Origin of the sequence: Psychroflexus sp. MES1-P1E, from assembly GCF_002836055.1 — a bacterium.
GTDB lineage: Bacteria > Bacteroidota > Bacteroidia > Flavobacteriales > Flavobacteriaceae > Psychroflexus.
The window spans coordinates 1-757 of sequence record NZ_PJBS01000016.1 but is presented as its reverse complement, the minus strand read 5'-3'; the positions used below and the strand labels follow the sequence as shown (position 1 = coordinate 757).

Here is a 757-nt window from a genome sequence, read left to right as displayed (position 1 = left end):
TTTACCCAATTGCAGTTAACGTTCTCGTATAAACGCAATAGCGTATAACAGGTATTAATATTCGGATTGTAAGATACATATTTTAAAAAAATAGCGGTTTAAGCGCAAACTTGAACCGCTATTGCGTTTATACAAAGTTGAATGCAGTGTTTATACTATTCTTTCAATATTAAAACCAACTTTCTTTACCGCACTAACAATATCTTCCTCGGAAGTAGAGTTCGATTTAACTGTAAGGATCTTTTGAGAATTGTTTAAATCTACATCCCATTCTTCAATCCCATTTTCGTTATTAAGTTGAGGGCTAACTTTTGACAAGCAACCTGTACAATTAATATTTGTTTTAAATTTTAAATTTTTCATGATATTTAATTTTGTATTAATTATTGAACTGATTTTCGATTATTTAAGACTTAGCTTCAACTTTGTTCTATGCAACTAAATTTATAAGTGTTGTTTTTCTTAGTGAAAGTAAATAAATGTGCATTACAGCTACAATTAGACCTGGAATGATTCCCCCTAAGTCGATAGCCAAATGAAATGCAATTATTCCATAGGTAACAGGTACCATTAATAATAACCCTACAATAGAATACTTTCTAGTTAATAATAATAATAGACCTGAAATTGCTTCGACCACACCTACTGTTGGTAGTATGAAATTATTTGCCATTAAGCCCGTAAAAGCAGCTATGAGATCTTCATTCATTACATGGTTATGAGGAATAAATTCAAAGAATTTATCTAATCCAAATAG

At 30.1% G+C, this 757-nt stretch carries 2 protein-coding genes; both read right to left on the bottom strand.

The window, feature by feature from the left end:
* Positions 1–150: 150 nt before the first annotated feature.
* Positions 151–363, bottom strand: coding sequence for a heavy-metal-associated domain-containing protein (locus tag CXF67_RS00120; protein ID WP_102086922.1), 213 nt, complete (start codon positions 361–363; stop codon positions 151–153).
* Positions 364–430: 67 nt separating this feature from the next.
* Positions 431–757: hypothetical protein (locus tag CXF67_RS00115; protein WP_102086921.1), on the bottom strand; the 327-nt coding region annotated here is incomplete at its 5' end.

Coding starts and splice junctions, on each gene's coding strand:
- CXF67_RS00120 (WP_102086922.1), bottom strand. CDS start 363: ATGAAAAATTTAAAATTTAAAACAAATATTAATTGTACAGGTTGCTTG.